This window comes from Nonlabens sp. MB-3u-79 (genome assembly GCF_002831625.1).
In the GTDB taxonomy this organism is placed as follows: domain Bacteria; phylum Bacteroidota; class Bacteroidia; order Flavobacteriales; family Flavobacteriaceae; genus Nonlabens.
In genome coordinates this window covers 2,236,355-2,261,534 of sequence record NZ_CP025116.1, presented here as the reverse complement: position 1 = coordinate 2,261,534, position 25,180 = coordinate 2,236,355, and the positions used below count along the sequence as shown (strand labels likewise).

Sequence of the window (25,180 nt, the reverse complement as noted above, 5' to 3'; positions counted from 1 at the left end):
TACGCATTAATTACCGATTAAAAATGCCAAAAAACCTTGATAATGAGATTGTTACACTTTAACTAACATACTAAGACGTATCTTTAGGTAGTATTCGCTAACCAATTCTACTATTATGTTATATTCTTGTTATACCCTCCTTGTATGTGTGTTTTTCAGTTTTATTTCCTTTGCCCAAGTTGGTATAGGAACAGCAACGCCTACTGCCGATTTAGAAATAATGTCTAGAGCAATTCTTGCACCAGGAGAATTCAATGGAATCATCATTCCTAAAGTTACAACTCTTCCTACAGGTGCATTGTTACCAACACTTGCTCATAAAGGTCTGATTCTCTATTTAGAAAGCGGTACTGCCTCAGAAGGTTTTTATTTTTTTGATGGAACTTCCTTTCAAAATGTCTCAGATACAGCGATGGAAACCCCTGCTTTTTATGAAAATGCAACCACCTCCCCTGCTGTAAATACAACCGGAGCTATTCAAAGAGAAGGTCAGATAAGTATAGGTGGAAGTTTAAACACTGGGAAATTAAATATTGAGATTGAATCTACTGATGCCGTAGGCACAAGAACCGCATTGCGTATCGACAATTCCAATAGCAGCAACAGTGCAACAACAACTTACGCTATCTATTCTGAAAATACGAGCAGTACAACCGGTAATAAATATGGGATAAAAAATGATGTTTCTAGTGACGGAATTGGTGACCATATTGGAATTGAAAACAAAGTATATGACAGCGGTTCTGCAACAACTTCATTAACAGGTATCTTTAATGATGTTGGAACAACAAATGGTACGGGCACTATCAATTATGGTCTGCGCTCCGAAATAGGCAGTGCTAATTCCCGAGGTACTAATTATGCCGTCTATGGCTATGCTCAACACGGAACTACTACAACAGACCCATCATACTCTGGTTATTTCAGAGGAGATCATTTTGCTATAAGAAATGAAGCAGATAGTGACGGCTATGAAATGCCTATTCTATCTGGTAGTGCAGGACAAGTTCTTACTACTGATGGAAATGGGATTGCGAGCTGGGAAAATTTGGATGCAAATAAGTCCATCGTAAAAGGTCATTTGGGAAGCCTGTGGCAATCTTCAACGGGGTCTTCAAATCCAGTAAATTACTTAAAGATTCCATTTGATAATGATCCCATTGATACTAAAAATGAGTTTGACACGGTGACCAATAGATTCACCGCAACAATAGCTGGATACTATCAGATATGTATTCAGGTTAGTTCTGACAATTATGATGTAGATTCAACACAAGGACTGGCTATTTATAAAGGAGCTAACCTGTTATCTATAGATGTAAGAAGACACATAAATGTGGGATCTACCGCTGAAGACCATATCAACAGATCGCTGAATAATATTGTTCAACTAAATGCAGGAGAGTTTATCGAATTTAGATTCAACGATAATTTTGCAACATTTGGTGCGAGCAGTGAAAAAAATTATTTTACTATTCATCAATTATAAAATGAGACTAAAAAAGACTTAAAAACTCCAACCTAACCACTGATTTTTTAAAAAAACATCGATAAAACCTATAGTTCTAACTAAAGCAATAGATCTCTCTTTATACTTTTTTATAACACTTTTCAAAATCATAAATTTTATCTTTGTAAAAACTTTGGTTCATGAAATATGTATGGTTATTTACTCTTATTTTGGTATTCCAGTCCTGTGATACAAAAGTATCTGTAGAAAAAGATGGTAAGACTATCATAGGGGAAGATCCTATGGCAAAGTTGGAAGACAGACAACTCTCTCAAGAATTCAAAGATTACTGGTACAACGGTACTGCCGAAATTTCTAGTTATGAATTAAGTCAGGCTAGATATGGAGAGATGAGAGAAGGAACAGCTGTTATGATATTTGTTACAGAGCCATTTGATAAAAAGGACCAGATAAAAGCAGATAAAAGTAAACAGACCAACAGGCCCGTCTTAAAACTGAACGCCACTCGTAATTTTAATACGGGCATCTACCCCTACAGCATCATGAGCAGTACTTTTTTACCACTTGATAAAAAAGATAATGCTATTAAAATTGCTGCTTCTATTCAAGAATGGTGCGGTCATACCTATATGCAACTCAATCAAGACGGGGACCAATATAATGTAATGCTTCACTCCTATTTTCAAAGTGAAGGGAATAGGGAGTTTGAAGTGGACAATGTCATCACTGAAAATCAACTGGCCGCTCAATTGAGATTAGACCCAAAAGAAATGCCTGTAGGTGAGATGCAAATGATTCCAAGTACAGAATATCTAAGATTGAAACACATCGAGACAAAGCCTTATGATGCCGTTGCAAAATTAAGCGAGATCACAGATGGGTATTTGTACAGTGTTAAATTCACAGAGCTTGGAAGGACCATTGATTTTAAAACCGAAAAAGAATTCCCTTACCGAATTCTATCTTGGATGGACCGATATAAAGATGGGGCTGCTCCCATGGTTTCTTCGGGAACACTCCAAAAAACGATAATAGCTCCTTATTGGAGACAGAATACAAATAAAGATGCTGTCATGAGAGATAGCCTAGGATTATGAGCAATTTCTTTTTAAAACCAGAAGTAATATTTACCCTATCATTACTGCTTTGTACCTTTATTATCCATCGTTTTATTATCTGGAGCGCTTTAAAACTTTCAAAAAAAGTTTCTAGATCAGAATTGCGTAAGCAATATTTAAACAGGTATACAGGTTATGTATTATGGAGTATTTGCGCCATATCAATAATTCTTGTTTGGGGTAATGCAACAGAAGGTTTTTGGGTAGCATTAGGATCTACATTTGCCGTAGTAGGTGTCGCTTTATTTGCTAACTGGAGCATACTAAGTAATATAACCGCTAGCTTTATACTCTACTTTACATTTCCCTACAAAATAGGTGACCGCATACGTATACACGATAAAGACTTACCAGTAACCGCAGTTATTAGTGATATAAAAGGTTTTTACACCTTACTTGTTACAGACGAAGGAGAAATCATCACCTATCCCAATAACTTATTACTACAAAAAGGAGTCTCTATACTAAACGAGAAAAAAGAATCTATATTTGATACTCCGGAGGAAGATGTAGATCGAACCATATAGCAAAAAGATAAAAGAAAAACTCGATGGACTTAAGTGATCAACTTAAAAATCTATTCCCTAAACACGAATTTAAGGAAGACGAACAACCTGAAAAAAGTAATATCTGGTTACAAGATCAGCCTTTGGAATGTAAATTTGAAAAGCGCAAAGGGAAAGTAAATACTGTGATTGACGGATATACAGGTGCTATTAAAGACTTTAAAATTCTTGCTAAGGAGTTAAAAACCCAGCTAGGTGTAGGTGGTAGTTTTAAAAATGACCAGATTATTATTCAAGGTGATTACCGCGACCGTATTATGGAAATGCTAAAAGAAAAGGGCTTTAAAGTCAAGCGCGTTGGTGGTTAATTCAAAATTCATAAAACAAAAAGCCCTATAATTTTATCTAAAATTATAGGGCTTTTTACTTCTATAGGAGAAAATTACTCGTCTCCTACAATGTGTTCTATAGCAGCTGCTAGTTTAAAATCTTTTTCAGTTAAACCATTTACGTCATGGGTAGAAAGAGTGATCTCTAGAGTAGCATAGGTATTATGCCAATCTGGATGATGCTCCATTTTTTCTGCCTCCATAGCAATACGCGTCATTACAGAAAAGCAATCCATAAAGTTGTCAAACTCAAATGTGGTGTGAATCGCATCATCATAATAATCCCATCCATCCACATTTTCTAAATGCTTTTCTATTTGTGCTTCTGTTAATTTTTCCATTTTTATTTTATTTAATGTCAAAGATATTTTTTATTTTTCTAGTAGCCTCAACTAATTCCTCTTTAATTTTATCTTTAACTTCACCTGTTTTTCCTTCGACTTTGTAAGATGCACCATTCGTTAATTGACCTAATTCATCTTTCACCTACCTTTCTAGGGTTCTGATTCAGGAATAATTTCCTTGTTGCTCTACCTTTTTGTTTTTTACAATGAAGTATTTACAATACCGCTTTCGCGAAAGCGTGCCAAAAAAAACCTTAATCCTTCCATATAATATTATTAATGAAAGAGTAAATCTTATATTTAACCCATGAGAAAATGTACCTTATTGCTACTGCTTGTTGCCGCTTCTGTATTGGCACAAACCGATTCCTTACAACTTAAAGGTACTCAAGATGCAGTGCATTTAAGAGAGATCCCTAGAAACAACTTGATCCTGGACCTTGGCATAACCCAACCTACAGCAAGTTATGGCGATATCGCTAGATCTGGACTTCAAATAGGTGCAGAGTTTTCCTATTACACAAATAAACATTTGGGGCTAGGTATTTCCTTAAGGCATCAAAACAACCAATTTGGTTTTCTTGACTTTCAAAATGACGATCGTACCAGTGTAACCTCTAACAACTGGAACACTACCTCTATAGCTATAGGTCCTACCTACTCGTTTACAAATGGAAGGTTCCAATTTGATGCCTTTGCAAAAACTGGAGTTGCTTTTTTAAATAATCCTGAGAATAGTGTTTCTGAAATAGGAATTGGTAACACACAAGTATTTTCAAATGACACAGCAAATGAATCGGCATCAAGTGCTTATCTAGAAGGTGGGTTGCGTTTTAACTACTACTTCCGTAGATCAGTTCAAGTGTTTTTCTCCCCTCAATACAGTACTACTTTGGGGAAACCTATCGCCTATTCCTTTAGAGACGACACTTCCACAGCACCTATACGACCTAATGTTTTCAAAAAAATTAATGCTTCTAACCTGATCTTCAGCATAGGGGTTAAAATTGCCATAGGTAAAGAATACAGCAATGCTGAGATGCGTATTGATGACTAATTGAAATCAAGCAGATCTTCAAAGTTCCTTAAAAATGCAAAAAAATTGGTTGAGCTATGGTTAAAAGCATTTTACTGTTTAAAATTTCAATAAAAAAGCTGCCTCTATGGATACCGACTGTGAAATAATGATTCCTTAATCATACAAGAATTTGCATTTGGTTTTATTTTCACCTTCGAATTTAACATGTCTTTATTCTTTATTTTTTGTTTAAGTGTTACCTTTATAACTTAAACAAAAAAAGCTTGAAATTATTTTCATTTTCATCACAACAAAAGCTTCCTATCTCCTTAGAAGAAGCCTGGGAGTTCCTAACAGATGCTAACAATCTCAAACTTCTCACGCCACCAGAATTGAACATGCAGGTTCAATATGGTACGGAAAGAGGTATGTATCCGGGACAGCTTATAGAATATTCAGTCACACCGCTTCCTTTTTATAAAACCAACTGGGTTACTCACATTACGCAAGTGGAAGAGAAGAAATTCTTTGTAGATGAGCAAATGTATGGCCCTTACGCCACTTGGCATCATAAACACTTTATCAGTGAGGTGGATGGAGGCACATTAATGGAAGATTTAATTCATTACAGATTGCCTTTTGGTGCGATAGGTAAATTAGGTGCTCCATTTGTAAGAAAAAAGTTGGAAGAAATATTCCGCTTTCGCGAAAGCGCCCTCATTAAACACTTCGGTGCTTTTGAAGAAAACCACATTAAAGTTCAAAAATCAGAAAAAAAACAAAAAATACTTTTTTAAAATGTCTAAAAACATACTACTTATAGGCGGAAGCCACGGAATAGGAAACGCAATTGTACAAAAAATGTATGAAGGGAATAATGTGTTTGTAGCTTCCCGAGAGAATGAAAATCTGCCAGACGGCGTAACGCATATCCCATTTGACGCATTAACTGAGGAATTAGATACTTCTCTTTTACCAGAGTCACTAGACGGTTTTGTTTACTGTCCTGGAAGTATCAATTTAAAACCTTTCAAAATGCTGAAACAATCTCATTTTGAAGAAGATATGGAAATTAATTTCTTCTCATTAATCAAGGCGACCAGATCTGTTTTGCCATTGCTTACTAAAGATGGAACTAGTAGTATTGTTTACTTTTCCACCGTAGCAGTAGCAACAGGATTGCCTTTCCATACCAGTATTGCCGCTGCAAAAGGCGCCATAGAAGGTTATGCAAGAGCGCTTGCAGCTGAGTATGCACCAACAGTAAGAGTAAATGTGATCGCACCATCTCTAGTAGACACACCACTTGCTGGTAGGTTGCTAAACAACGATGCTAAAAAAGAGAAAATGGGAGAAATGCACCCGTTGAAACGTGTAGGTACTCCAGAAGATATCGCTAGTCTAGCCGTATTTTTACTCAATCAAAATGAAGGTTGGATCACGGGTCAGGTAATAGGTGTCAATGGAGGAAAAGGTTCTCTGAGTATAGGATAAGAAGTATGAGTGAAAAGGTAAACGTTTTTTGGTTCCGAAGGGATTTGAGATTAAATGATAATGTAGGATTTTATGAAGCGCTCAAAAGCGATCTCAGAGTCCTACCTATTTTTATTTTTGATCGCGATATTCTCGATAAACTTCCAGAAGATGATGCACGTGTCACCTTTATTCATGAAGAACTGCAACGCATGCGTTCAGAACTTCGAGACCAACACGAGAGTTCTATAGCCCTGTATTATGGAAAACCCATGGAGGTTTGGAAGGAGATCATGGAGTCTTATGACATAGATACGGTTTATACCAATCATGACTATGAACCTTATGCAAAAGAAAGAGATCTGCATATAGATCAGCTTCTCGCAGAACATCAAATAGACTTTAAGACTTTCAAAGATCAAGTAGTTTATGAAAAAGATGATGTCGTGAAAAATGATGGAGACCCTTATGTAGTGTATACACCTTATAAGAATAAATGGCTGGAGCATTTTAGAAAAGACTTTGGTTCTGGAGCAGATCAAAAATTTTACTATACTAACGACCATCTGGATAATTGTATTAAAAACAGCCGGTTGCCCAACCTTTCTTTAAGTGACATGGGATTTTCAAAATCAAAAATTGAAATTCCAGCATATACAGTCACCCCTACTTTGATTGAAGATTACGAAAAGACAAGAAACTTTCCGGCTATAGAAAAAGGAACATCCCGATTGGGGATTTATTTGAGATTTGGTGTTGTAAGCGTGCGTAAAATGATACGCAAAGCCGATCAGGCCAATAACAAAACCTTTTTAAGTGAACTTATTTGGAGAGAATTCTTTACGCAAATTTTATATCATTTTCCGCATACCAAAGACGCGGCTTTTAGATCGAAGTACGATCGCATCGAGTGGCGTAATAATGAAGACGAATTTGAAAAATGGAAAACCGGCACCACCGGTTATGCACTAGTAGATGCTGGAATGCGAGAGCTCAATACCACGGGTCACATGCACAACCGCGTACGCATGTTGGTAGCAAGTTTTCTTATCAAGCATTTATTAATCGACTGGCGTTGGGGAGAGGCCTATTTTGCCGAAAAACTCAACGATTATGAAATGTCTAGTAATGTAGGAAACTGGCAATGGGCCGCTGGTAGCGGTGTTGATGCAGCCCCCTATTTTAGAATTTTTAATCCTATTACTCAAAAAGACAAATTTGACAAGGAACGTAAATACATTAAAGAATTCGTTCCAGAATTTGAAACCCCGAGATACCCAGATATGATGGTAGATCATAAAGAGGCTCGAGAAAGATGCTTAAAGACGTATAAAGAAGCCCTTTCTTAGAAAAGAGATAACATGAGGAATTAGTAATGCGGTAGATGCGAGGAAAGAAGTACTCGAAAACCGATTTTAAATTTATCATCCAATCACCGTTTTAGACTCGCACTTTAACTGACAATTTTCAAAACCGTTCAGGCTAGTCTTTGTGCCTAGAAAAGGTTTTGGAACATAAGTAAAGGTTGTTTTCAAAATAAAAGTTACCATTGAGAAAAAACACTTGGTGTGGTACTGAACTAATTCAGCATATACTGTGTAGTAAGCTTTTTACCAGTGCAAATTGTATTTAATAGAATCCATAACTTGAAACAAGAAGTAAACATCGTATGGTTTAAGCGAGATCTAAGGTTATTAGATCATGAGCCATTGATGCTTGCTTTAAATTCAGAAGTTCCTACCTTATTACTTTACATTTTTGAACCTATGCTTTTAAATGACGCTCATTACAGTGAACGTCATTTTGATTTTATCAAACAATCGCTCGTTAATATGAACGAGAAACTGGCTGCGATAGGAACGCAATTATTGATCATAGAAAGCGATGCATCACATGCTTTCACAACCTTAGCTTCGAGTTTAGATATTAAGAATGTGTTTTCTTACCAAGAAACAGGTTTGCTGCTTACTTTCAAAAGAGACATAAAGCTTAAAGAATACTTTAAAACTCAAAAGATCCACTGGAGCGAGTCTGTTGCAAATGGAGTCGTACGCGGATTAAAAAATAGAACCAACTGGAAAGAACATTGGATTGCCTTTATCAATAAAGACTTTGACCACCCCAATTTTGACAACAGTACTTTGTTTGGTATTTCGAGAATTAAACAACTAGAATCCAGCTTCAAATCAGTTGATTTAAATACCACTAAGGCCACCCCTTTTCAAAAAGGAGGCACCACAACAGCTCTTAAATACTTTGAAGGATTTCTGGAGGAACGTATTAACGGATACAATACTCATTATTCCAAACCACTGACCAGTCGGAATTACAGCAGCAGGCTGTCACCCTATCTCGCTTGGGGAAATCTAAGTATTAGAATGGTGGCACAAAAGGCCGCTAGTTTTAAAAGCCAGATTAAAAACAAGCGCAATCTGAATAGCTTTTTATCGCGATTGAGATGGCAAGCACATTTCATTGAGAAATTTGAGATGGAATACCAGATGGAATACCGCAATGTACATGCAGCTTTTAGATCTTTAAACAAACCTAGCAATCTTGAGGTTCAACAAGCTTGGAAAGAAGGAAAAACTGGTTATCCTATGGTGGATGCTGGAATGAGATGCCTCGTAGCTACTGGTTTTGTGAATTTTAGAATCAGAGCTATGTTAGTGAGTTTCTTTACACATCATCTATGGCAACCTTGGCAGGACGCTAGCGAACATATGGCGCAACAATTTTTAGACTTTGAACCTGGAATTCATTACCCACAATTACAGATGCAAGCAGGTGTTACCGGCATCAATACGGTACGTATTTACTCCCCTGTCAGAAACAGTCTCGATCACGATCCAGAGGCTGTATTTCTTAAAAAGTGGTTGCCCGAATTGGCGCATTTACCTGTTCCATATATTCACGAACCTTGGGAAATCCCAGCTATGGAAGCTGTATTTCAAAACTTTGAGTTGGGTAAGGATTATCCGCTACCTATTGTAGATGCTAAGCTTGCGCGAAAACATGCACAAGATATTTTATATGGAATAAAAAAAGACGCTAAGTCCAAATCTGAGTCTCGTAGGATTGTCAATAAGCACACGAATCCAGGAAGAGAAATCTGGCCTGGTGGTGGTGAAATAAGGAGTTAGAGCTGGGATTGAATTACAAAAGCAATAATTTTGAGACTTTTTTGTATATTCATATTTCTGAATCAAAAATATAAAAACAATTAATACAAGAATATGAATGAACACGTAAGAATATTTACCGGAACTTCTATTCAAGTGAATAGAATAGCATCTTTATTAGAGGAACAGAATATATCTTTTCTTATTAAGAATCCTATAGAGTCAGGAAGACTTGCAGGTTTCGGCACTTCTGGAGAAAGTGTTGAATTGTTTGTTTTGAATTCAGATTTAAAAAATGCCGAAAAGGTGCTTCGAGCTTTTGAAATATAAAGGGAGTCTACTTCAAAGAATTTTCCCTTAATCTACTATTCTCTTTTTATCTAACTTTGATTTTTGAATACAGAAAAAACAACATACTCAACAGAGCTGTAGAACGGGTTCAATAAATAGTCGAATAAGCTCTAAATTGAATCCTAAAAAGGATCATAATTTTTTCTAACCAATTTTCAGACTATCGTACGACTTAAAAATCATGTAATACCTTCTTGTGATGGTATTTCAGATGAAAATATCTGATCCATAGGAATCAACTACTTACCTGTTTTAAGAAATCAAAAGTTGATAAAGGAGCATGAAAAATAAAATTATAACAAATAATTATTGGACTCCTTAAAAAATAATAAAATCCCTAATCCCAACTATAGCATTTGCCCAACCTGCAAAGGACAAGGTAAAAAAAGCCAGCGGCTGCGCAAGAAGGTGAGATTGAGTTATCAGCAAGCCTTAGAGCAATTTGAGAAATCAAATGGTCAAGGAACTGCTCCCATAAAACCAAGAGGACATTTAATTACTTGCTCCGACTGCAATGGTTCCGGATTAGTTACTGCTACTTCGCCAACTGTTCCTGATGTAGAGAACTACCCGCACGTGGCTATAATAGGTGCCGGAATCGGCGGTGTGGCATTAGCTGTAGCTTGTTTGCACCGTGGAATCCCTTTTACACTTTACGAGCGCGACAATAGCTTTGATGCTCGTTCTCAAGGTTACGGTTTGACATTGCAACAAGCGAGTAAAGCTATGGAAGGCTTTGGTATATTTTCTTTAACAGAAGGAATAGTATCTACAAAACATATGGTTCATACTACAGATGGAACGGTCATCGGTGAATGGGGAGTTAGAAAATGGCTGGAATCAGAAGATAATAGCTATTCTAAACGCACTAATATTCATATCGCAAGGCAATCCTTGCGCTTAGCACTACTCGATCAACTCGGCGGACAAAAAATGGTGCAATGGGGACATCAATTGATCGATTTCAAAGAAAGTGAGCATCAACCTGTGGAACTGAGCTTTGAAGTAGATGGAGTAAATAAAAATACGAAAGCAGACCTTGTAGTCGGTGCCGACGGAATTCGTAGTTCGGTGCGTAAATTGTTAATTGATGAAAATATTTATCCGCTGCGATACTTAGATTGTATTGTTATTTTGGGAATTTGTCCTTTGCAGTACCTCCATAATTTGGATCATGAATTATTAGACTCCGCTACCGTATTTCAAACCGCTAACGGTCACGAACGCATTTATATGATGCCATATGATGCTAATTCCATTATGTGGCAACTCAGTTTCCCAATGGCAGAGAAGGATGCTAAAGCCCTAAGTGAAAAAGGCGCTGCAGCTCTAAAAGAAGAAGCTTGCCGCAGAACCCAATGGCACCATCCTATTCCGCAGATTATGGAAGCCACCTCTTCAGCTCAAGTTTCTGGTTACCCCGTTTATGACCGAGCATTACTCGACCCTTTAGTATTAGAAAAAGCAAAACATGTAACACTCATTGGTGATGCTGCTCACCCCATGAGCCCATTTAAAGGTCAAGGTGCCAATCAAGCTTTGCTAGATGCACTGGCACTGGCTCGCGGGATAGCATTAGGATGTAGACCCCAAAATAATTGGAGAAAAAAGGGTGTGAGAGAAAGTGTATTAACCCCCTTTGAATTAGAAATGTTAGAACGAACTGCTTCTAAAGTAAAAGATTCTGCTGCTGCTGCTAAATTCTTACATTCTGAAGTGGTGCTTTATAAAGGTGATCAACCCAGAGGACGTATTCTCAATGAAAAATAGCGGAATTATAAAACCATAAGTAATTGTAGATATGTTTATTAAATTGATATCCATCCTTTTTGTATTCGTACTTACCAGTATAAGTTCTAAAGAAAACATAGAAACCCCTGAATTAGAAATTCAGAAAACAGAAATACCAGAGGTCGTTTATTCAAAAAGTGATCACACACTACAAGCATTTGATTCGACATAGCTTTTGAATTATAACAGTACAGGATCACTTGACATAGGTAAAGAATTACCTGATTTAAAAACCTTAAAAAGAAGGTCAACCTTTGCGCAGAGATGTTTATAGGATAGCAGAAGCAAGCTTTGATGTCATTTATCTTAACAAATATTGAAAGGACCTTATGAGATGTTATCCAGGTATTACCCATATGTTTATGATTACCATCATGGAACCAGAAGCAGTTCCAGAAAACATGATATAACCGACAAATGTCTTTGCTGACCTTAAAGAAACCTATCCCAATGCTACTGCAATTGGTAGTTTCATACAAGGAGATGTTTTGTAAGACAGCTATATGCAAGCTTTCGTTTGGATGCAAAAAACGCTAGTCCTACAGTACTTAAAATTCCTGAGATACAAGTATTTTAGAAATTACTATTTAAATAAAATAAATATAGACCACTGATTTAAAGAATCATAGGGTTTTTAAAACACAGATACCATCGTATGCGGCATGAGCTTTTTATGGTTTGGCACGCTGGTTGATTAGTTATTAGTGTTGGTATAAAGAAGTGCTGACATTAATACCTATAATTATGAAAAAGCTATTTACACTAACACTTGTTTTTCTTTTTGGGATGGGTCTTTCAAATGCAGAAAACACAGAAGATGACCGACGCTACCGTAATTATACAAAGAACTTTATTTTTAATCAAAATGGAATCGAGTTTGCTGTATTTCCAGACGGTCAATTTGATTTTAACTATTTACAAGATAGAAATGGTACCAATGTTTATGTAAACACTGGAAACCTGCAAATGTCTTTCAACACTGGTTATGATTACAATCGCTTCGTACAGTACGATTCTTACGGCGCTGTTATACAAATAGAAGAAATACCTGTATTCTACGACTCTTATGGTCGTGTCAATCAGATAGGTGAAGTTTTTATAAACTATCGCGGTGGTTATATCAACCGTATAGGTAACTTGAATGTTTACTATAGCAGACCTGGTGTCATCGATTATTATAACGGATACATTAATGCGTATAATAGAAACTATGTTTTCCAACCATGGCACAATTTCTATGGTCTTCCACTGGTAAGTAGATGTATTGTTTACAATACGCCATACCGATTATCGTATTTCCCGATACGTTATGCATGGTCTTATCACAGAAACTACTGGAATACGCCTTCCTATTACAATGGGTATTATGCTGGGTATTATGCCGGAGCAAATGTCAGACGTGACTTCTACAGACCTTATGATCGAGTGAACTACAGAAGTTTTGAAAGAGGACGACGTGATGCAAGTGGTAGAGCTGTTGCTGTAAACAATAGAGTTTCTAGAAACAGACAAGCAATTGCTACTGGAAGAAGTCAAGTAACTAGAAATAATCATGGTAGAACTACCGCGGCTAATGATAGAAACACTGGACGTAACACAACTGCTGTTAACACAAGATCTACTTCAAGAAATGGAAGAAGTGCCAGCGCAGTAAACACAAGAAGTAGTAGAACAACAACTGCTACTCCTATAAATACAAGAGGCACATCAAGATCTTCAACGTTAAGTGTAGGGAATACGAGAACAATTCCTGCTGTTACAACTAGGTCTAATAGATCTAATCGAAACACAAATGCTACCGTTGGTAACCCAGTGAATCGCAACACTACTCCTAGTAGAAGTGCTGCCACTAGAAGACCATCACCTAGTAATGATACAGCTGTAAATTCGCGAAGCTCGTCTTCAAGAAATACTCAAGCTAGAAGTTCTAGAACAAGTTCCAATAGCAACGCAAATCGCTCTACTGGCTCCAAAAGGAGTAATAAAAGAGGATAAGATTTATAAGTTTACTAAAAAGCCGATTCATTAAGAATCGGCTTTTTTTATGGTTTGTTAAATGGACTAATTAGTAGCCGAGTTATCTACCCAAAGAGGCTCAAAACAAAAGCCTTATAAGCTCCTATTTGATTCTAGCTGCGCAAAAAGTATCTATTTATGATCTGATTAATTTCAGAAGACAACTTCATTTTATAGATAGACCCAAGATAAATCAGCGAGATTAAAACAGACTTTATAGCGATATTCACTAATGGATGCCATGTGAAATCCCAAAAGTAAAACGCTCCTATGATAGCGACTATAAGGAATAAAGTATTCCATGTTTTAGAAGTCCATGGGTGTATTTTTAATTTAATGTACACGTAATACGCTTTCGCGAAAGCGTAACACAAATAAGCCATACACGTAGCTATTGCAGCACCGATGATACCAAATTCGGGAATAAGCCACCAATTAAGACCTATAGCAACAAAAGTTAACAAAAAGCCCATCCACAAAGTGACTTTATATAAATCACTGTTGTAAAGAATAGCATTATTGCTGCCTAATAAGTTTTCTGAAAATTTGGTCAAAGAAATCAGAAATACCACTGGAATTGCAATACGTGTTTCTTGGGGCATCATCGCATAGAACTCGTTGAGATTACAAAAGATAATCACCAATAAAAAACCGGCGACCACACTTAAATTAAGAGAGCTTCTTTTATACAATTGCGCTACGTCTCCCATCTCATTTCTATTAAAATGACCTGCTGTAAGTGGGTGTGTTATTTGAGCCATTCCTCTAGCAGGGACTGCGATCACAGTAGCGATAAAAACGGCAATACCATAGTATCCTATTTGATCAATAGTCACGTACTGATTGAGCATAAATTTATCAAGATCGATTAAAGCTGTAGAAATAGAACCCGCTATAATCATATAAATACTATAGTTGATAATCTTTGAAGTATTCATCAACTTCTGAAATTTAAACACAGGGAGATAGGTTTGAAATGCTAAAATGTTCATTAACAGCGCACGCAGTGCGTAAATAAAAACCAAGCTGTAAATGAACTCTGTTTGATCAATCCATCCCATGGCAAGCATCATTAGAGTAAGCATAGCACCAGCTCTATAAAAAACTTCCTTTAAAAAATTACCGCCTATGGTTTTCATATGAACTTTTACCCAAGCATAGAAGATCTCAAAATAGGCTTGAAAAATAGCTATCAGAGGAATACACCATAAAAAAGCTCCTGTGATTTCATTTTTATCAGAAATATAAGAAGCGATTGTATCCTGAGCCAGATAAATGATTCCTATTACTGGAATGATAATGCATAAAGGCCACAACAACATTTGAGTTAAAAAGCCATCACGCTCCTCTTTAGTGGTATAACTCGAGTAATATTTTACAATGGTGTTATGAATACCAAAGGACATCAATGGAAAAAAGAGAAAAGAAGTAGAGAGTACATAATTCCATAAACCATAATAATCGTCTGAGAGGTAGATTTGAGCAAGAATAAGTACGTTAAGTGCTCCTAGCACAAAACCCAACCCAGTAATTACTAGGTTCCAAACGGATTGTTTGATGACTACTCCCATACAAATTCTATGGTTTTGGAAAGAATTTGAGTAAGGTGAGCACGTCGATATCGGTCTATATGATCATTGAAATTACTATCATTTTGACCTTTTTTATAGAGGTCATAAAGGTGACTGATATACTTTTTTAAGGATTCCTTTTGTTGGTAATTAAAAAACTCTCCAGAATGCGTGTCCGTAATCAGTAATTCTATAGCTGCTTCTTTAGGGCCTATAGCTATAATAGGACGGCGGCTTGCAAAATATTCAAAGATTTTACCTGGTATGATAGCTCTAGTTTCTTCGGTATCTATTTCAATAAGCAATAAAGCTTGCGCTTGATACATCAGCTCCACAGATTCATCATGTGATACATAACCTTTATTGTCCAGATACTGGTCTAATTGGTATTCAACAAGACTATCTAAGATTTCCTGACTAACGTTACCAGCGAGTTGTAATTTAAAATCGCTTGAAAAGTCTTCTGATTCTTGACAGAGTTCTCGCAAAGATTCCCACAACAATTGAGGATTGCGATCAGATAATAAAGTTCCTATATGTGCGAGAACAAACGCAGCGTCTGGCTGTCTTCTTTGTGCATTAGGCGTTATGTCGTAGCCATTAGTAATCAATTGTATGGGTGTTGTTGTTTTTGATTTAAATTCTTTTCCAGTGTGTGGACTGGTAACTATTAGCAAATCTGCTGTGTGGAGCACTTCTTTTTCTAATGCTAAGTGTCTTTTTTGAGCGCGTTTCCCTAGCTTTAAGTCTTTATGATACCCTATAGTCGTCCATGGATCCCGAAAGTCGGCCAGCCATTTGATGGAAGGGAGAAGGCTTTTCAGTTCCATTCCTATTAAATGCACAGAATGTGGTGGTCCTGTGGTGATCACTGTACATTCCCGATTTTCTGAAAGATAAGATTCTACTGCTCTTAAAACATGTTGCTTCCATCCTACTCGAGCATCTGGAATAAAAAAATTGCCGCGCAGCCATACCAGAGTGCGCTCTAGAAAACTAGCTTTTTTATTTAAAATACCGCGTTGTAGATTTTTAGTACGCTTTCGCGAAAGCTTACCAGCCATCCTACTAGGTTCCTTAATAGGTACTTTAAGTAGTCTAATATCTTCTGGAATGTCTTCCATTAGGCTTTTGTCCAACACTGGATAATCTGGATTTTCAGGTACGACTACCGTCACATCATAACCATTTCTAGGAAGGTATTTTGCAAACTTCAACCAGCGCTGTACACCTGGCCCACCAGCTGGCGGCCAATAATAACTGATAATCAATACTGGCTTTTTCAAGGGCTAAACGTTCTTTTTATAAACTGTAAATAAACCGCCTAAAACGATCAATAGCAATAGTATATTACTAATCAACATAATGGTAGAACCTGTTTTTACGACTTCTGGTACAAACTTAAAAACGATTTCGTGCTGTCCTGCAGGGACTTTTAATCCTCTCAACGCATAATTAACTCGTGCAATAGGAACTTCACTACCATCTATGCTAGCCTTCCATCCATATGGATAATACATCTCTGAAAATACAGCCAACCCTTCTTTGCTGTTGTTGCTGGTGTAGGTCAATTCTTCTGTTTTGTAATCCTTGAGATTTATGGTAGCCGCAGCATCTTTACCTACACTCTTTAAACCTATCAACTCTTTTTGATCTTTGGTCATTATAGCAAGAGAGTCTGCATCGAGCTCTTTTAAAGTTAGAATTTCCTCGTTTTGATCTGCCACCGTTTTAATATCACTTACAAACCAAGCATTTCCTAATTCTACTGGGTTTTGTTGAGCAACGGTTCCGTTTTGATTTTGACCCAAGATATATTTGGTGTTAAACATCGCTAGTATTTCTAATTGCTCTCGAGTTATTCCTTGCTCTTCTACAAAATAGAAATTCATTAAATCTTGGAACCTACGTGGTTTTGCTCCATGGTAACCACCCATGGCTTTATGAAAATAAGCTGCTCTACCACTATTCACTGGATCTGCCAATTGATCATAGACTCTAAAATGCTCTTTGTCTTGAAGCACCACTTCATCTGCTGGAGTTTTATCAAATGCAAAAGCATATTCTCTAGCGCTGACATAATCTTCTGAATTGACATAATTTAAATCAAAGCTGACCAAGTCGAAAAGAATAACGACACCGCAAACAATTAAAACCGCCGTCTCTTTAATCTTATCACTTAATAATAAATATAAAGAGCCACAAATCAATCCTACATATAACAATGCTTTAAACGCATCCGTTTGAATCATTGCAAAACGATCAGCTTGTAGTGCTTTTACATACCTTGACCCTAACTGAGGAAAGTCTAATAAATATTCATCATAAGGTCCTGTAAGATTAAAGATATAAGAACCTAAAAAGGCTATAAGAAGCAATAATCCGCCAAAACCTGCTCCAGCATATAATAATGCTTTTCGTTTTTTCTCTAGGGCTGTTTTTTTATTAAAGAACTGCCACAAACCTATTGCTGCGAGTACAGGTACGCACAATTCAATTATTACTTGAATAGAAGTTACCGCTCTAAACTTGTTATAAAATGGCACATAGTCTATAAAGAACTCTGTAAGCCAACTTAAATTCTTACCATAAGAAAGTAGTAGTGAGAGGGCAATGGCCGTAAGAGTCCACCACTTTAATCTTCCTTTGATTAAGAACAGAGACAATAAAGCTAAAAATACAACACTTACTCCTAGATAAGCAGGTGCTTCTACAATGGATTGATCGCCCCAATATTTACGTTGACTTAAGGAGACCAGCTGATTGAGATAACTCATCTCTTCTTCATTTAATGTAGAAGGGTCTATTCTAGAAAGCTGTTCCCGGCTTTGGCTATTTTCATCATAAACCTCTCCACTTCCCCCACCAGCAAAACGCGGTAAAACAAGGTTCATACTTTCTGACAGTCCGTAACTGTAATCCGTAATATAATCGTAGTCTAAGCCGCTTGTTTTTGCTAAGCTTTCGCCCTGAGCATTTACCGTCAAATTGTTTTCCCCACGCGTACTTTCCTTGGAGTATTCACTAGTAGCTAGGAGGTTACCAGCATTAGTTCCTAAAGCGAGAACTACGGCAGCAATCATGATTCCAATAGATTTAAAATAATGCGGAATCAAATTCTTTTTAACGGCATCTATAAAATAGGCAATTCCTAAAATTACTACCGCTAGCAATAAATAATAAGTCATCTGAGGATGATTTGCCTGCAATTCTAATGACATGGCCAGTGCCGTTAACACAAAGCCGAGTAAGTATCGTTTTTGAAAAACGAGTATGAGACCGCTTAATACCAACGGGAAATAAGCAATAGCGTGGGCTTTTGAATTATGCCCAGCTCCAATAATGATGATGAGATAGGTAGAAAAACCAAATGCTAGTGCACCGAGTAAACCTATTTTCCAGTCTACTCTCATGACCAACATAAGTACATAAAAACAAGCAAAGTAAAGAAATAGATAGTCTGCTGGACGAGGTAAAAATCTCAATGCGCGATCAAGACTGTCTATAAAATCGTATTCATATCGTGCGCCTAATTGATAAGTAGGCATCCCCCCAAAAACGGCATCTGTCCAATACAGCTCTTCCCCGGTCTCAGCTCTGTGATCGATAAGCTGCCTAGCGTTACCTTTATATTGAACAATATCACCTTGATACAATTTTTTACCACTTAAAACGGGATGGAAATAAGCGAGTGCTGCAATGATAAAAACTATAAATACGGCTAAATGCGGTACTAATTTCTTGAAATCAAAATTCATGAAAACTTTAAATAAAATGAATGAGGGAAATTAATCAATTTCCTCAAAGTCGATGTACTCACCTACCTTTTTCTTTTCCTTTGATTTCAACGGTGTGGAAGATTTGGCACTTGTTGATTGCCTACTGTTTGTGTTTTGAAAAGGATTTTGTTCTTCCTGAAAACCAGCACGTTTTTCAAAACTATTCTGAACACGTTGTAAAGCTTTCATTCCTAACCATTTGAGAAACATTTTCCCAAAGGATTTCCACAATAGCCTTGTGCCTACGAGGACAAGTAGGATGATTAGTAATGTCTGTAAAAATTCCAAATAATAATCTTTTGTGTAAAAATAATAAGTCTAAGCCACGATACTCTATAAGAAATATTAAATTTGAGCAAGAATAAATAAATATGAAATACTCCACTCAAAGTATAAGACTGTTTTTATTGCTGTTTGTTACAATTCAATTAGTACATGCCCAATATACAGAAACTATCAATACTAATAGTCCTGGAAGATCTCAAGGTGCTTTTGCAGTGGGGAATGGAGTGGCACAAATAGAAGGTTCCCTTTTTTATCGTGCTGAGGAGCATCTTCTTCAAAGGTATGAGCGAGATTATATAGGTACTAGTTTCCAGCTGAGGTACGGTGCTGTTACCGAAAAATTAGAGTTTTCTGTTTTTGGTACTTATAACAGTATCGATCAAACCGATTTTAATGGTACCGTCTCTACCAATACTTCTTTTTCTAATTTTTCAAGATTTACAGTTGGTGCAAAGTATCTGGTCTTTGACCCATATCAGTTTTTTGGTGAAAAGAAGGTCAACTTATTAAGTTGGAAAGCAAATAACAAGTTGGACTGGAGAGACCTTATTCCTGCTGTTTCAGTTTATGCCGGTGCTAATTTTGATTTTAGCGAGAATAATCTACTAACACCCCCAGACGATTCCACTATATCTCCTCGATTGGAATTAATAACTCAAAACAACTGGGGCCGTTGGGTATTTGTGACCAACTTTGTCGCAGACCGGATAGCTACTGACTATCCATCCTATCAATGGTTATTAACCATGACCCGTAGTTTGAGTAATAAATGGGCGATATTTGCAGAGTATCAAGGCCTAAAATCTGATTTTTATAGTGATGATTTAGGTCGTGGTGGTGTGACTTATTTAGTTACCAAAGACTGGCAAGTGGATACGAGTGTTACTTTAAATTTTAAAGATACACCAACAGTCTTTCAAGTAAATGTAGGAATGTCGTACCGATTGGATTTTCATAAAGACACTCCTATAGAGCAGACAAGCGACCCGCAAGCTGATGATAAAAAAGGGAAAAAGAAAAAGAAAAAAAACAAACTCAATCTTGAAGGAGAAGGAGGCGGCATATAACTTATGATTGAAGTACGTAAAATTGAGTCTAAAAAGGACATCAAAAAATTTGTCCAATTTCAAATGGACCTTTACAAAGACAATAAGTTCTTTGTACCCCCTATCATTAAAGATGAACTGGCAATATTTGATCCAAATAAAAATCAGGTCTTCAAAAATGCAGATTGCTGGATGTTTCTTGCTTATCAGGATAATAGGATAGTAGGACGTGTTGCAGCATTGATCAATCACATTGAAATTAAAGAACAAAAGAAACCTAAGATGCGTTTTGGCTGGCTGGATATGATTGATGATATCGAGGTGACCAGAGCCTTACTTGATGAAGTTCAAAAAGTAGGAAAAGAACAACATTTGGAGTTCATGGAAGGACCCGTAGGTTTTTCTAACATGGATAAGGCTGGTTTACTGATCAAAGGTTTTGATGAATTGAGCACCATGATCACGTGGTACAATCATCCTTATTATAAGGAACATCTAGAACAACTAGGTTATGTAAAAGCCGCAGAATGGGTGGAATTCAAGTTCCAACCACCAAATCCTATTCCTGATAAAATCAATAGGTTTGCAGATATCATAGCAAAGCGCTACACGTTAAAATCCCTTCAGTTTAGCACGACTAAAGAAATCCTACCCTATGTAGATGCTATGTTTGACTTGTTAAACAAAACATACAGCAATCTAGTTACCTATGTACCTATACAACAATATCAAATAGAATTATATAAAGAAAAATACCTTCCGTTTATAAATCCAGACTTTATAGAACTGGTGGTAGACCAAGAAGATAAATTAGTAGGTTTTGCGATTACCATGCCTTCTTTTTCTAAAGCATTACAAAAAGCGAATGGAAAGTTATTCCCCTTTGGTTTTATACATTTATTGAAAGCAAAAAAGAAAAATAAGGAGGCGGCCTTTTATTTGATCGGCATCGATCCAGAATATCAAGGTAAAGGTGTTACTGCTATGATGTTTAGAAATATTATCGTCAACTTTATGAATTATGGTATTAAAAAGTGCGAAACAAATCCAGAATTAGAAGACAACCTTGCTGTACAAGCGTCTTGGAAAAATTACGAACCTACACTTCATAAAAGAAGAAGAACTTACCGCAAAGATATTTAGTGAGGCTACAAAATCAGCCAAAAACGGAGATATAGACTGGAAACAAAGAACGTCTAAATCCTTATCTTTGCAAACTTTAAAACACACCTTATAATGTTTAACAAAAACATCAAATTGGTCATTACTGCTTTAATTGTAGCCTATGCCATATATCAAATCACTAGAAACGAGATTCTTACTGGAATCTTCTTAATTCTCTTTTCTGGAATATTCATTTTTCTTTATTTCAAAAATGAAATGATCTTATTAGCTTTTTTAAAGTTGAGAAAACAAGATTTTCCTGGAGCAAAAAACTGGTTGGATAAAATATCTCATCCAGAAACCGCTCTCGTTAAGAAGCAACAAGGATATTACAACTACTTACACGGTTTGATGATCTCGCAAGAAAACATGACCAAAGCAGAGAAGTACTTTAAAAAAGCGCTCTCTTTAGGACTCAGCATGGATCAAGACATTGCGGTAACTAAGCTCAACCTTGCAGGTATTTCTATGATGAAAAGACGCAAACGTGAAGCCACTATGCTCTTAAGCGAAGCTAAAAAATTAGACAAACACGGGATGCTAAAAGATCAGATCAAAATGATGAAAGATCAAATGAAAAAAATCTAGCTTTTTAGAAATAAGAGACTCTTTTCAATAATAAGAACTTACAACAAAGCCCTATCTCACGATGGGGCTTTGTTGTATATAAATGTTATTTAAAACTCAAACACCTTTCCATCTAGCGCCAGCTCTGAATTCTCAAATACTTCTTTGGCTTCTTTTCTAAAAAGCTCATAATCGCCATAACGTGAAGAATAGTGACCGAGAATCAATGTTCCTACTTTTGCTTTTTGTGCGATAGTTGCTGCTTGGGCAGCAGTGCAGTGTTTTGTTTTTTCACAGAGGTGCTCGTGTGATTTTAAAAAAGTGCTTTCGTGATATAATACCGTCACATCTTTGATTTGCGGCACCATATCTTCCTTATAAACCGTATCGCTACAAAAAGCATAACTCTTATGTGGATCACCATCCATTGTCAACTCATGATTAGGAATTACCTCGCCATTATCTAGTGCAAAGTCATGACCTTGTTTGATTTTACGGTAATAGGCATGATCAATTCCGTATTCTTCACAGGCAACAATATCTAAATGTCTATCCCCTGGTTTTTCTCGAAAAAGAAAGCCATGAGTAAAAACGCGATGTTCTAATGGAATAGTAGTTACCGTCAAAGAGTCGTCTTCTAGCAAGAGGTGTGGGATGTTTTCTACGCTTTCGCGAAAGCGTAAATCAAAAGAAGTGTACACTTTAGCCAATTTTAATTGCAACAAAATCATTTCCTTGATCCCCTTAGGTCCATAGATCGTCAACTCCGACTCTCTACCTAAAAGACAAAAAGTAGAAATCAATCCTATCAAACCATACACATGATCTCCATGAAGATGAGAAATAAAAATATGTTTGATCCGAGAAAACTTGATGCGGTTTTTACGCAATGCCATTTGTGTTCCTTCTCCACAATCAATTAGAAAGAGATGTCCTTTCATTTCTAATATCTGGGCTGTAGGACGAGCGTTATCTTTTGGAGTGGCACTATGGCAACCAAGTATGGTTAGTTTCAAATCAAATGGTTTTGGACTATAAAAATACGTTTTTAGTCTCAGTTGGAAGTAAGGAGTCTAGATAGCTTAAAACCCTAGGTCGCGTTCTATTTCTTCCATCCCAATTACATCTTGTGCCTCTTGTATGGTAGGCACAATTATTAATTCATCCGGAATTTCGTCCATAGATAAGGCCGTGTTCACCATTACAAAAGACTGCTTTGTAGCTCTGTGTTTGTCACTTAACTCTAAAAAGGAAATCAAATCCATTAAAGAAACCTTGTTGTATTGTAGCAAGTCAATAATGAGATTTTTTTCCTTAAACTGATCGTATATGCGATCTAGAAATAAAGCAAAATCTTTAATATCATCTCGCTCATCTTTTAAAAGTATGTAGGTATCGTTTTCTTCACTAATCATTTCTTCTAATTTTTGCGGCAACCAGGTACAAGACTGCCATTCTAATGGCTACGCCATTTTCTACTTGATTCAGAATGATCGCTTGATCAGAGTCGGCCACATCACTCGTTATTTCTACTCCTCTATTGATAGGCCCAGGATGCATAATGACAATGTCTTTTTTGAGACTATCGAGTAATTCTCTATTCACACCATATTGCTGTACATATTCTCTAACGCTTGGGAAATAAGAAATATCCATACGCTCATTCTGTACACGCAGTATGTTTGCCACATCACACCACTCTAGTGCTTTTTTAAGATTCAGCTCTACTTTTACTCCTAGGGATTCTATATGCTTAGGTAATAAAGTGGCAGGACCACAAACCATTACTTCAGCACCTAATTTTTTAAGACAGTAAATGTTAGAAAGGGCGACACGGCTGTGTAAAATATCACCTACTATGACCACCTTTTTACCTTGAAGGCTTCCCAGTTTTTCTCTGATAGAATAACTGTCTAATAGCGCTTGTGTGGGATGCTCATGAGCACCATCACCAGCATTAACTATTCGTGCATCTACATGTTTGGATAAAAATACTCCAGCTCCTGGATTGGGATGTCGCATCACGACTATATCCACTTTCATAGCAAGAATATTATTTACCGTATCTACCAGCGTCTCCCCTTTCTTTACGGAACTTTGAGCAGCGCTAAAATTAATAACATCTGCACTAAGGCGTTTTTCTGCCAGTTCAAAAGAAAGTTTTGTTCTAGTAGAATTCTCAAAAAAGAGATTGGCAATTGTGATATCTCTTAAGGAAGGTACTTTTTTAATAGGTCTATTGATGATCTCTTTAAACTGGTCTGCAGTTCTATGAATCAGGTTGATGTCTGCTACGCTAAGGTATTTGATACCTAATAAATTATCGACACTTAATTCACTCATTAGTCTTCATTTTTTATAAGGTAAACCGCATCTTCTCCTCCATTTTCTTTCCAGAGTACTTTTACTTTTTGATTATTAATGGCATCAACTTGACGCCCATTGTAATCTGGCTGTATGGGTAAGTGTCTGGAAAATCTTCTGTCAATAAGTGTAAGCAACTCTATAGTATCTGGTCTACCGAAAGATTGCAATGCCGTCAATGCTGCTCGTATACTTCTTCCTGTATACAACACATCGTCTACGATGACTACTTTTTTATTTTCTACTAAGAAGTTGATTTCGGTAGAATTTGCTTTAAGTGGCTCCTCACTCCGTCTAAAATCATCTCGATAGAAGGTAATATCTAGTAATCCAGTTTTTAGATCCTTGATCTTGTAGCTGGTTGTTAAAATATCAGCCAGACGCTTTAATAAAAAACTTCCTCTAGGTTGCAGACCAACTAGTGCCGTGTTTTCAAATGTATCGTGATTTTCTATTAATTGGCAAGCTAGCCTGTGAAGTATAATATCCAGAGCTGCGGCGTCGAGAAGTAATTTTTGACTCATGAAACCAATTTAATTTCAAAAAATGTAATGGTAACATCACCATTTCGTTAAGCAAAGATAAGTATTTTGGACTGTGATTAAAGTTTGAATTTTAATTAATGAAATTAAAAAATGCTTTTAAAGACTTAATGATTTTATTACTACTTGAAACCTCCCTTTGATTTTCTAATTTAGGCATCGATAATGCAACATGCTTCATCTTTTTTAAATAGTAAAAGATGAGTTACCAATGCACTCTCCTATTTAAACAGGCTCAATTTCTTGACTTGGCTATTGAATAC

Annotated in this window: 25 protein-coding genes; 15 read left to right on the top strand and 10 right to left on the bottom strand. The window is 36.6% G+C overall.

The annotated features are described in order from the left end of the window. Positions 1–115 precede the first annotated feature (115 nt). The 4 genes from CW736_RS09980 (at position 116) to CW736_RS09965 (ending at position 3,463) form a co-directional block, all read left to right on the top strand. The gene (locus CW736_RS09980) at positions 116–1,489 is read left to right on the top strand and encodes a hypothetical protein (RefSeq protein WP_157810927.1); all 1,374 of its coding nucleotides are present in this window, start codon (positions 116–118) and stop codon (positions 1,487–1,489) included. Positions 1,490–1,650: 161 nt separating this feature from the next. Beyond that, entirely contained in the window at positions 1,651–2,568 is a 918-nt protein-coding gene (locus tag CW736_RS09975) for a septum formation inhibitor Maf (RefSeq protein WP_232735342.1), read from the top strand. Continuing rightward, positions 2,565–3,116 carry a mechanosensitive ion channel family protein gene (locus CW736_RS09970; RefSeq protein ID WP_101013802.1) on the top strand — a complete coding sequence of 184 codons (552 nt, stop codon included), beginning with the start codon at positions 2,565–2,567 and terminating at the stop codon, positions 3,114–3,116. The genes CW736_RS09975 and CW736_RS09970 overlap by 4 nt, the downstream gene beginning before the upstream one ends. Before the next feature lie 23 nt (positions 3,117–3,139). Beyond that, entirely contained in the window at positions 3,140–3,463 is a 324-nt protein-coding gene (locus CW736_RS09965; RefSeq protein ID WP_101013801.1) for a translation initiation factor, read from the top strand. A 74-nt stretch (positions 3,464–3,537) separates the two neighbouring features. Here CW736_RS09965 and CW736_RS09960 read toward each other — a convergent pair whose 3' ends face one another. Together CW736_RS09960 and CW736_RS09955 are read right to left on the bottom strand one after the other, a co-directional pair. After that, positions 3,538–3,825, bottom strand: coding sequence for a 4a-hydroxytetrahydrobiopterin dehydratase (locus CW736_RS09960; protein WP_101013800.1), 288 nt, complete (start codon positions 3,823–3,825; stop codon positions 3,538–3,540). A 7-nt stretch (positions 3,826–3,832) separates the two neighbouring features. Further along, the gene (locus tag CW736_RS09955) at positions 3,833–3,970 is read right to left on the bottom strand and encodes a CsbD family protein (protein WP_101013799.1); all 138 of its coding nucleotides are present in this window, start codon (positions 3,968–3,970) and stop codon (positions 3,833–3,835) included. Between the two features lie 165 nt (positions 3,971–4,135). Here CW736_RS09955 and CW736_RS09950 point away from each other — a divergent pair, with 165 nt between their 5' ends. The 8 genes from CW736_RS09950 (at position 4,136) to CW736_RS09915 (ending at position 13,578) form a co-directional block, all read left to right on the top strand. Then, the gene (locus CW736_RS09950) at positions 4,136–4,885 is read left to right on the top strand and encodes a hypothetical protein (protein WP_101013798.1); all 750 of its coding nucleotides are present in this window, start codon (positions 4,136–4,138) and stop codon (positions 4,883–4,885) included. A gap of 245 nt (positions 4,886–5,130) precedes the next feature. Next, complete coding sequence (locus CW736_RS09945) at positions 5,131–5,643, top strand: SRPBCC family protein (RefSeq protein WP_101015107.1); 513 nt, start codon at positions 5,131–5,133, stop codon at positions 5,641–5,643. 1 nt (position 5,644) lies between these two features. After that, complete coding sequence (locus CW736_RS09940; protein ID WP_101013797.1) at positions 5,645–6,340, top strand: SDR family NAD(P)-dependent oxidoreductase; 696 nt, start codon at positions 5,645–5,647, stop codon at positions 6,338–6,340. 5 nt (positions 6,341–6,345) lie between these two features. Then, positions 6,346–7,668, top strand: coding sequence for a cryptochrome/photolyase family protein (locus tag CW736_RS09935; RefSeq protein WP_101013796.1), 1,323 nt, complete (start codon positions 6,346–6,348; stop codon positions 7,666–7,668). A gap of 297 nt (positions 7,669–7,965) precedes the next feature. Further along, positions 7,966–9,462 (top strand): FAD-binding domain-containing protein, encoded by a 1,497-nt coding sequence (locus tag CW736_RS09930; RefSeq protein ID WP_262493798.1) that lies wholly within the window; start codon positions 7,966–7,968, stop codon positions 9,460–9,462. Positions 9,463–9,555: 93 nt separating this feature from the next. After that, the gene (locus CW736_RS09925; protein ID WP_101013795.1) at positions 9,556–9,771 is read left to right on the top strand and encodes a putative signal transducing protein; all 216 of its coding nucleotides are present in this window, start codon (positions 9,556–9,558) and stop codon (positions 9,769–9,771) included. Positions 9,772–10,101: 330 nt separating this feature from the next. Then, positions 10,102–11,562, top strand: coding sequence for an FAD-dependent monooxygenase (locus CW736_RS09920; protein WP_101013794.1), 1,461 nt, complete (start codon positions 10,102–10,104; stop codon positions 11,560–11,562). 765 nt (positions 11,563–12,327) lie between these two features. Continuing rightward, on the top strand, positions 12,328–13,578 hold the full coding sequence (locus CW736_RS09915; protein ID WP_101013793.1) for a hypothetical protein: 1,251 nt from the start codon (positions 12,328–12,330) through the stop codon (positions 13,576–13,578). 134 nt (positions 13,579–13,712) lie between these two features. Here CW736_RS09915 and CW736_RS09910 read toward each other — a convergent pair whose 3' ends face one another. From CW736_RS09910 to CW736_RS09895, 4 genes are read right to left on the bottom strand one after another with little or no spacing between them, the layout of a single operon-like run. Further along, positions 13,713–15,170 (bottom strand): polysaccharide biosynthesis C-terminal domain-containing protein, encoded by a 1,458-nt coding sequence (locus CW736_RS09910; RefSeq protein WP_101013792.1) that lies wholly within the window; start codon positions 15,168–15,170, stop codon positions 13,713–13,715. Then, on the bottom strand, positions 15,161–16,456 hold the full coding sequence (locus CW736_RS09905; protein ID WP_101013791.1) for a glycosyl transferase family 1: 1,296 nt from the start codon (positions 16,454–16,456) through the stop codon (positions 15,161–15,163). Before CW736_RS09905 ends, CW736_RS09910 begins: the two co-directional genes overlap by 10 nt. A gap of 3 nt (positions 16,457–16,459) precedes the next feature. Then, the gene (locus tag CW736_RS09900; protein ID WP_101013790.1) at positions 16,460–18,928 is read right to left on the bottom strand and encodes a YfhO family protein; all 2,469 of its coding nucleotides are present in this window, start codon (positions 18,926–18,928) and stop codon (positions 16,460–16,462) included. A gap of 30 nt (positions 18,929–18,958) precedes the next feature. Next, positions 18,959–19,237 carry a DUF4834 family protein gene (locus CW736_RS09895; RefSeq protein ID WP_101013789.1) on the bottom strand — a complete coding sequence of 93 codons (279 nt, stop codon included), beginning with the start codon at positions 19,235–19,237 and terminating at the stop codon, positions 18,959–18,961. 83 nt (positions 19,238–19,320) lie between these two features. On the opposite strand from CW736_RS09895, the gene CW736_RS09890 reads away from it, so the two are divergent. The 3 genes from CW736_RS09890 (at position 19,321) to CW736_RS09880 (ending at position 22,032) form a co-directional block, all read left to right on the top strand. Beyond that, complete coding sequence (locus CW736_RS09890) at positions 19,321–20,301, top strand: transporter (RefSeq protein WP_232735341.1); 981 nt, start codon at positions 19,321–19,323, stop codon at positions 20,299–20,301. 3 nt (positions 20,302–20,304) lie between these two features. Beyond that, a complete protein-coding gene (locus CW736_RS09885) occupies positions 20,305–21,423 on the top strand; it encodes a GNAT family N-acetyltransferase (protein WP_101013788.1) in 1,119 nt (372 codons plus the stop codon). A 93-nt stretch (positions 21,424–21,516) separates the two neighbouring features. Then, positions 21,517–22,032 (top strand): hypothetical protein, encoded by a 516-nt coding sequence (locus CW736_RS09880; protein ID WP_101013787.1) that lies wholly within the window; start codon positions 21,517–21,519, stop codon positions 22,030–22,032. 89 nt (positions 22,033–22,121) lie between these two features. Here CW736_RS09880 and CW736_RS09875 read toward each other — a convergent pair whose 3' ends face one another. The 4 genes from CW736_RS09875 to pyrR all read right to left on the bottom strand — a co-directional run bounded on the left by CW736_RS09875 (position 22,122) and on the right by pyrR (position 24,899). After that, the gene (locus CW736_RS09875) at positions 22,122–23,027 is read right to left on the bottom strand and encodes a ribonuclease Z (RefSeq protein ID WP_101013786.1); all 906 of its coding nucleotides are present in this window, start codon (positions 23,025–23,027) and stop codon (positions 22,122–22,124) included. Positions 23,028–23,093: 66 nt separating this feature from the next. After that, positions 23,094–23,426, bottom strand: coding sequence for a ribonuclease Z (locus CW736_RS09870; protein WP_101013785.1), 333 nt, complete (start codon positions 23,424–23,426; stop codon positions 23,094–23,096). Next, positions 23,419–24,354, bottom strand: a complete 936-nt coding sequence (locus CW736_RS09865) for an aspartate carbamoyltransferase catalytic subunit (protein ID WP_101013784.1) — start codon at positions 24,352–24,354, stop codon at positions 23,419–23,421. The genes CW736_RS09870 and CW736_RS09865 overlap by 8 nt, the downstream gene beginning before the upstream one ends. Beyond that, complete coding sequence (gene pyrR / locus CW736_RS09860) at positions 24,354–24,899, bottom strand: bifunctional pyr operon transcriptional regulator/uracil phosphoribosyltransferase PyrR (protein WP_101013783.1); 546 nt, start codon at positions 24,897–24,899, stop codon at positions 24,354–24,356. The genes CW736_RS09865 and pyrR overlap by 1 nt, the downstream gene beginning before the upstream one ends. Positions 24,900–25,180 lie beyond the last annotated feature (281 nt).

Bases quoted from the DNA above. Each gene is read 5' to 3' on its own strand.
- CW736_RS09980 (WP_157810927.1), top strand. From the start codon at position 116: ATGTTATATTCTTGTTATACCCTCCTTGTATGTGTGTTTTTCAGTTTT.
- CW736_RS09970 (WP_101013802.1), top strand. From the start codon at position 2,565: ATGAGCAATTTCTTTTTAAAACCAGAAGTAATATTTACCCTATCATTA.
- CW736_RS09885 (WP_101013788.1), top strand. From the start codon at position 20,305: ATGATTGAAGTACGTAAAATTGAGTCTAAAAAGGACATCAAAAAATTT.
- CW736_RS09900 (WP_101013790.1), bottom strand. From the start codon at position 18,928: ATGAATTTTGATTTCAAGAAATTAGTACCGCATTTAGCCGTATTTATA.
- CW736_RS09915 (WP_101013793.1), top strand. From the start codon at position 12,328: ATGAAAAAGCTATTTACACTAACACTTGTTTTTCTTTTTGGGATGGGT.
- pyrR (WP_101013783.1), bottom strand. From the start codon at position 24,899: ATGAGTCAAAAATTACTTCTCGACGCCGCAGCTCTGGATATTATACTT.
- CW736_RS09910 (WP_101013792.1), bottom strand. From the start codon at position 15,170: ATGGGAGTAGTCATCAAACAATCCGTTTGGAACCTAGTAATTACTGGG.
- CW736_RS09870 (WP_101013785.1), bottom strand. From the start codon at position 23,426: ATGATTAGTGAAGAAAACGATACCTACATACTTTTAAAAGATGAGCGA.
- CW736_RS09935 (WP_101013796.1), top strand. From the start codon at position 6,346: ATGAGTGAAAAGGTAAACGTTTTTTGGTTCCGAAGGGATTTGAGATTA.
- CW736_RS09975 (WP_232735342.1), top strand. From the start codon at position 1,651: ATGAAATATGTATGGTTATTTACTCTTATTTTGGTATTCCAGTCCTGT.
- CW736_RS09925 (WP_101013795.1), top strand. From the start codon at position 9,556: ATGAATGAACACGTAAGAATATTTACCGGAACTTCTATTCAAGTGAAT.
- CW736_RS09965 (WP_101013801.1), top strand. From the start codon at position 3,140: ATGGACTTAAGTGATCAACTTAAAAATCTATTCCCTAAACACGAATTT.
- CW736_RS09865 (WP_101013784.1), bottom strand. From the start codon at position 24,354: ATGAGTGAATTAAGTGTCGATAATTTATTAGGTATCAAATACCTTAGC.
- CW736_RS09940 (WP_101013797.1), top strand. From the start codon at position 5,645: ATGTCTAAAAACATACTACTTATAGGCGGAAGCCACGGAATAGGAAAC.
- CW736_RS09950 (WP_101013798.1), top strand. From the start codon at position 4,136: ATGAGAAAATGTACCTTATTGCTACTGCTTGTTGCCGCTTCTGTATTG.
- CW736_RS09960 (WP_101013800.1), bottom strand. From the start codon at position 3,825: ATGGAAAAATTAACAGAAGCACAAATAGAAAAGCATTTAGAAAATGTG.
- CW736_RS09890 (WP_232735341.1), top strand. From the start codon at position 19,321: ATGAAATACTCCACTCAAAGTATAAGACTGTTTTTATTGCTGTTTGTT.
- CW736_RS09880 (WP_101013787.1), top strand. From the start codon at position 21,517: ATGTTTAACAAAAACATCAAATTGGTCATTACTGCTTTAATTGTAGCC.